At 73.3% G+C, this 6,054-nt stretch carries 7 protein-coding genes; 3 read left to right on the top strand and 4 right to left on the bottom strand.

The features are described 5' to 3' along the window. Positions 1 to 2,015, top strand: a 2,015-nt coding sequence (locus OG207_RS43930; protein WP_329107376.1) for a helicase associated domain-containing protein, incomplete at its 5' end; no start/stop codon positions are given. 80 nt (positions 2,016 to 2,095) lie between these two features. Here OG207_RS43930 and OG207_RS43925 read toward each other — a convergent pair. After that, the gene (locus OG207_RS43925; RefSeq protein WP_329094617.1) at positions 2,096 to 2,371 is read right to left on the bottom strand and encodes a hypothetical protein; all 276 of its coding nucleotides are present in this window, start codon (positions 2,369 to 2,371) and stop codon (positions 2,096 to 2,098) included. A 307-nt stretch (positions 2,372 to 2,678) separates the two neighbouring features. On the opposite strand from OG207_RS43925, the gene OG207_RS43920 reads away from it, so the two are divergent. After that, a complete protein-coding gene (locus tag OG207_RS43920; protein ID WP_329094619.1) occupies positions 2,679 to 2,867 on the top strand; it encodes a hypothetical protein in 189 nt (62 codons plus the stop codon). 5 nt (positions 2,868 to 2,872) lie between these two features. Further along, positions 2,873 to 3,796, top strand: a complete 924-nt coding sequence (locus OG207_RS43915; RefSeq protein ID WP_329094620.1) for a hypothetical protein — start codon at positions 2,873 to 2,875, stop codon at positions 3,794 to 3,796. A gap of 13 nt (positions 3,797 to 3,809) precedes the next feature. On the opposite strand, the gene OG207_RS43910 is transcribed toward OG207_RS43915, so the two are convergent. Genes OG207_RS43910 through OG207_RS43900 form a run of 3 tightly spaced genes read right to left on the bottom strand, consistent with a single transcriptional unit; the run spans position 3,810 to position 6,032 of the window. Continuing rightward, a complete protein-coding gene (locus OG207_RS43910; protein ID WP_329094621.1) occupies positions 3,810 to 4,217 on the bottom strand; it encodes a hypothetical protein in 408 nt (135 codons plus the stop codon). Positions 4,218 to 4,257: 40 nt separating this feature from the next. Then, positions 4,258 to 4,590: a hypothetical protein gene (locus OG207_RS43905; RefSeq protein ID WP_329094623.1), complete on the bottom strand. Its 333-nt coding sequence runs from the start codon at positions 4,588 to 4,590 to the stop codon at positions 4,258 to 4,260. Next, complete coding sequence (locus OG207_RS43900; RefSeq protein WP_329094625.1) at positions 4,587 to 6,032, bottom strand: hypothetical protein; 1,446 nt, start codon at positions 6,030 to 6,032, stop codon at positions 4,587 to 4,589. Before OG207_RS43900 ends, OG207_RS43905 begins: the two co-directional genes overlap by 4 nt. Positions 6,033 to 6,054: the final 22 nt, after the last annotated feature.

The following is a 6,054-nucleotide window of genomic DNA, read 5'->3' as shown; positions in this document are numbered from 1 at the left end:
AGGCGTGGGCGGATGTCCACCGCCAGGAGGTCATCCCCGCGATGCGCCGGCTCTACATGACCGCGACACCCCGGATCTGGATGGAACGGCCCCCGCGGTCCCGGGCGCAGGAGCGGGAGCAGGAGGAGGCCCGCCGGCGCGCGTCGGAGGAGGAGCGTCGGGAGCGGGAGGAGGCTGAGGCGGAGGGGCGGGTGTACGTCTCCCGGCCGCGGTGGGACCGGCTGCCGAAGGACCTCGCGTGCTCGATGGACGATCCGACGGTGTTCGGGCCGGTTGTTTATGAGCTTTCGCTTGGTTCGGCTATTTCGCGGGGGCTTTTGGCGAAGTATCAGATTGTGGTGGCGGAACTCACTGACCCTGTTGTTACTCCGCAGCGGCTGAATAGTGAGGAGCGGTATGAGGAGCAGTTGCGGGGGCAGCGGCTGGCGGCGACGCAGACCGCGTTGCTGGAGACGATGGCGGCGTACGGGCTGCAGACGACCATCACGTTCCACCACCGCACGGTGGAGGCGGAGGCCTTCGCCGCAGGTCTGGAGCGGGTCGCCGCGCGGCTGCACGCCGTCGACCCGGGGCGGCATCCGGAGCGGGTGTGGTCGGGGTGGCTGTGCGGGGAACACGAGGGTTCCCACCGGCAGTCCGTGCTCGCGGAATTCGGGCGCAGGGCAGGGCGTGCCGTGCTCAGTAATTGTCGAGTCCTGGGCGAGGGCGTCGATATTCGGGCCACCGACAGCGTGGCCCTGATCGATCCGAAGGGGTCGGCTGTCGATATTGTCCAGGCGATCGGTCGGGCTTTGCGGCAGAAGCCCGGTGAGGGGAAGATGGCCACCCTGATCGTGCCCGTGTTTTTGCGGGAGGGTGAAAAGCCGGAGGACATGCTTTCGTCGGATTCCTACCGCCCGCTGGTGCGAATTTTGGCAGGACTGCGGGCACATGATGAAAAGGCCGTGGAAATGCTCGCTATTCCACAGGAGAATCAGAAAAGGATCGTAGACCCCTCCCAGCCGGTCGGGAAGGCGCCGGAGGACGGCGAGGAGGAGTCGCGACTGCTGTTGCGATTCGCGACCCCGCGGGACCCGGCGTTGATCGCGAAGTGGATCAACTACCAGGTGATCAACACCGAGCGGCAGGACTGGCGTCGGGGCGCCGAGGCGGCGTACCGGTACCGGCAGCGCGAAGGGGACCTGGACGTCCCGTACGAGCACGTCGAGACCGCGGGGACGTTCCCCCTCGGCAGGTGGCTGTCGGACCAGCGGCGCGCGTACCGGGCCGGGACCATGACCGGGGAACGGGCGGCCGAGCTGGAGGAGCTGGGGGTCGTGTGGGACACCGCCGACGCCGGCTTCGAGGCCAACCTCGGGGCGGCGCGGGCCTACTACGACCTCCACGGGAGCCTCGCGGCGCCGCGGGGCGCAGCGATCATGGACGTCCAGGTCGGGCAGTGGCTCACGAACATCCGCCGCCCCGGCGGGCTCGGGAAGGACCCCGTACGCGCGGAGCGTCGGGCGGCGTCGCTGGCCGCGGTCGATCCGGACTGGAACCCGGCCGAACGCGGGTGGACGGTGGACTGGCAGCGGCACTACGCCTACCTGGCGCAGCTCCTCGCCGAGGGCGCCCGCCTGACCGCGGTCGTGCCCGGTGTGACCCGGCACGGAGACGACGTGGGGCGGTGGCTCGCCGCGCAGCGCAGGAACTGGGGCCGGCTGAACGCCGAGCAGCAGCGGCGGCTCGCCGAACTCGGCGTGAAGAAGGCCTCACGGGCCCGTACGGCCGCGCCGAAGACGACCACGAAGTCCGGGCCGCGGGCGGGCGGGGAGGCTTTCCAGAAGGGCCTGCAGGCCCTGGCGCAGTACGTGGCGCGGGAGGGCCGGATGCCGGGGCGCGGCGCGGTCGAGGAGCTCCCCGACGGCCCTCACCGTGTGGGCATCTGGGTCGGGAACCAGAAGGCCCGCCGCGACCGGCTCGACACCGCCCAGCTCGGCGCGCTCGCCGAGCTGGGCGTGGACTGGGCGCGGTAGGCGCCGTCGGGGTGGCTGCCGGTCGGCAGATGCTGTGTACGGTCCCGCTCCGGGCCCCGTACCCGCCCCGCGCGGGGGTGTTACGGGCGGTCGGTCCTCTTCAGCGGGGGGCGCAGCAGGGTGCCCGCGAGGAGGAGCACGCCGAGGATCTGCAGCCAGAGTCCCGCGCCCGCTGCTGCTGCGTTCTGGAACCAGCGGGCGGTCGGGGTGGTGGCCGGTGAGGTGCCGTCGGCCAGCCAGTACCAGAGCTGCCCGGCCACGATCAGCACGACGCCGGCCACCAGGCAGCTCACCTCCCGAGCACTCAGCACCGGCCACCGGCCCCTGGAGGCCTGCCCGGTCGTGTTGTCCACCATCGGCTCTTCCTTCTCCCCTGCGTCGGCCCTGCCCCCGGTACAAGGCCTTGACCGCCTTCGAGGTCACGGCCGGACCCCGGACCCTCCTACCGGGCCGTGACGCTGAGCACGCCGTTGTCGTCCCGCCGACCGGACCGGGATCTGGATCGGGAACATGAAGGCCCGCCGGGACCGGCTCGACCCCGGCGCAGCTCGCCATACTCGCCGACCTCGGCGTCGACTGGGCCTCGTCGTGCTGGGTCGATCGTTTCTGAACGGGCTGTCCACATCTGTCCATTCGGCGATCCGGGACCGTGATGGTGGGTCTATGAACATCATCGACAACGTCGTCTCCGGAATCGTCCTCGCGTTGGTCTTCGGGGCCGCTCGGCAGGCCCGAGTCGTATGGCGCAGGCGCCGTACGGCGCGCGCCGCGGGGGGCGGGTCCCTGGACACGCAGACGGCGGCGCACGAGCCGGTGAACAATGAGTCGGCCGCTTCGGCGGGGAAGGAGTAGGGACCGTGGGACGTGCAGGAGACATCACGCCGCCGGAGCTGCCGCCGGGTGCTCGTCGGGATTTCAACCGGGCCCTGCACCACCTGTACCGCCGGGCGGGGCGGCCCAGCATGAGGACGATCGCTGCGGCGCGGGGCTTCAGCCACGGCGCGGTGCAAAACGCCTTCGGGCTGCCGAAGGTGCCCAGCTACGAGGTCATGGAAGCCGTCACCGGGTACTTGACCGAGCAGGTCAGGGACTGGGGCCGGGACGCGAACCACAAGGACCCGATCGGCAAGGAGCTGCTGCGGCTGGAGAAGCTGTGGCACCAGGCGCAGTACGAAGCCGACCGGGTCGCCGCCCAGGGCGCTCCGCCGGACATGTCCGAGTACACGCGGGACCTGCTGTACGGGCTCAGCCCGGCCTGCTCCATCCCGACGTGCGGCAAGACCCGGGAGCTGGACCGCCCCTACGACATCGTGGCCCTGGAGGACCCCGACGAGGAGAAGTTCTCGCAGTTCCCGGCCATGCGTCCGACCGGGCTGTCCCCGCAGGCCCCGAACCCCTGGCTCCTGCTCCGCCTGTGCCGCAGCTGCCGGCGGCGGCGCGACGCCGGTGAGTTCACCGGTCAGGAACTGCGTGAGGCCCGGTACCGCCTGGACCGGCTTCCCGGAGCCGCACGGCACTACGCCGCCTACCTCGACCACATCCTGCTCGGCGCCGAACCCGCCCTCGACATGAACGTCGCCGGCTCCGCACTCGCGATCATCATGAACGATCCGGAGATGGCGGCCTCCCCTTACGTCCTGGGCCACGGCCTGATCAAAGTGGACCGCGCCAACGGCTCTCTCGATTGGGGACGGCACCCCTGCGAAGACGAACACCCGCAGGCTGAACAGCCGCCCGGGGACGCGCCCCCCGCCCCTCCGCGACGGGAGCGACGGGGCTGAAGCCCGGCGTGGGTCAGGTGCGCGGGTAGTCGTGGCCCGGTGGCGGGTACTGCCGGCCGGGAAGTTCGGCGACTCCGAAGAGGACGATCCGCTCGAACTCCGACAGCTCCCCCGGCAGGCCGGATCCGTCGTCGGCGGCCTCGTCGATCGCCTTCAGCAGGCGCATCGAGCGCTCCTGGTCCGCCTTCGCGCGTGCCGAGGACGGCCGCACCGGCGCGGGGGCGTCCGGGTCGGGTTCGGCGGGCTGCGGGAGGTGCAGGACGCCCGAGCGCCACGCACCGGCCAGCACCACGATCCCGGCCAGCAGGGTCAGGGCCGTGCCCACGACCTCGTACCCGGACCACTGCGCCCACCAGCCGGCCGTGGCCAGCACAAGCCCCGCCAGCGCGCTGCCACCGGCCCGGCGCTGCCTGCCTGACATCACCATCCGTCTCCCCCTCTTCCTCGCGGTTCTTCCCCGGTCAGGTGCCTGGCGCGGTGCCGGCTTCGCGGGCGGCGTGCCGCTGGACTTCCTCCGACGGCGCGACCAGCGGTCCGGCCGGAGGCGGGGCCGACTGCGGCCGGTGGACGGCGCCCCGGTACAGGGTGGCGACGCCCGCCGTGCCGGACAGGACCGACAGGACGAAGTCCGCCTGCGCCATGCCGAGGTGGCCCGCCCTCCAGGCGGCCGCGAACAGCAGGCCGGTCAGCAGAAACCCTTCGACCGCGATCCGGTCCCGGCCCGGCAGCGCCCACCAGGCCGCCCGCGCCCGCTCCGCCCGCAGGCCCCACAGTCCGGGAGTCTTCGCCGTCACCGCGTACGCCCCGCGCCCCTGGCCGGTGCGGCCTGCTGCCGGTGCGCGGGTACCGCGGCCTCCGCCGGGGCCTGCCGGCCGGGGGCCGCGGCGGCGGGGGTGGTGGTGGAGCGGGAGCGGGCGGCGGCCGCGGAGACCCGGGGCCGGGCGGGGGCCGGCGTACCGGGCGGGGTGGTCAGGGAGGTGAGGGTGGCGTCGACGAGGCGGCCGACCAGGGCGCTGCCGGTGGCTTCCTGCCAGGAGGTGCCGCTGGTGAGGCGGTTCAGGTGCTGGGCGACGGTGTCGGTGCCGTGGTGTTCGCCGAGCTGCTGCATGCGGGCGGCGAGCAGCGGCCACGGGCGTGAGCCGATCAGGAGCCCGGCTTCCTGCTCCGGCAGGACCTGCTTGATCATCGCGACCATCTGGGAGTGCGCGGCCGGTTGCACCCTGAGTTGTTTCAGGGCGCGGGGCCGGTTGCCGAGGTCGAGGTCGCGGGGAATGGTCAGGCCCTCGGTCAGCGGGCCCCATACCCGCTTCGCATCCGAACTCGCAGGAGCGGGCGCGGGAACGGGCGCGGGCGCGCCCGCAGGGGTGGGTGCCGGAGCGGGGACCGGGCGGGCGGGCGCGGCCCACGGGTCACCGGCCGCGCCCATGCGTTCGGCCAGCACATCCCTCGCGGCGCCGACCGCCGCCCCGGGAGCAGGAGCGGGCGCTGCGGGGGCGGGGATCGGTCGGGCGGGCGGTGCCCACGGGTCGTCGGCCGGTACCCGGGCGCCGGCCGCGGGTGCGGGAGCCGGAGCGGCGGCCGCCGGGGCCCCGGTAGGGGCGGTCGGGGCCGTGGTGGGGGCGGGGGTGTTGGCGGCGGCCGCAGTGACCGCGGCGACGGCCTGGTCGACGCCGGCCCCGGCGCGGTGGGCGTCGGTGAGGATCCGGGCGACATCGATCCCGGCGGCGTCGAGGCGGCCCATCGCGGCGGCGATGTCGGGCCAGGCCGGGGAGGCGAGGATCGCGTCGCGGACCAGGCCCTCGGGCATCGACGTGCGCAGGAGGTCGGCCCAGCGGTCGGTGCCCTCGGCCTTGATACGGGCGGCGTTCGCCGTGACGGCCTGGTGGACCCCGGCGGTCATCCGCCCCATCTGCGGCAGGAACACCCCGAGGTCGACGCCGGCCTGCTGCAGGCCGACGAGCTGGCGGGCCATCCGCGGCCAGTCGGTGTCCTGCATCAGCACGGCCAGGATGTCGTCGCCGAGGTGGCCGCGCAGCTGGTCGGCCGACCAGCCCGGCGCCATCTTCTCGGCGTCCTCGCCGAGTTCCTCCTCCCGGCCGGTGAGGCGTTTCTGGGCGGCGCGGCGGACCGCGTCGGAGATGGCCAGCACCAGGCGGTAGGCCATCGCCGCGGTGTGCGCGGCCTCCCCGAGGGCTTCGGCAAACGGCTCGGGCAGCGGCGGGTATCCGGACGTCATCGGCAGCTTCCTCGGATCGGGT

The organism is Streptomyces sp. NBC_01439 (assembly GCF_036227605.1).
Classification (GTDB): Bacteria; Actinomycetota; Actinomycetes; order Streptomycetales; family Streptomycetaceae; genus Streptomyces.
Note: the sequence above shows the minus strand (reverse complement) of the source record. Positions and strands in the feature narration are given on the sequence as shown.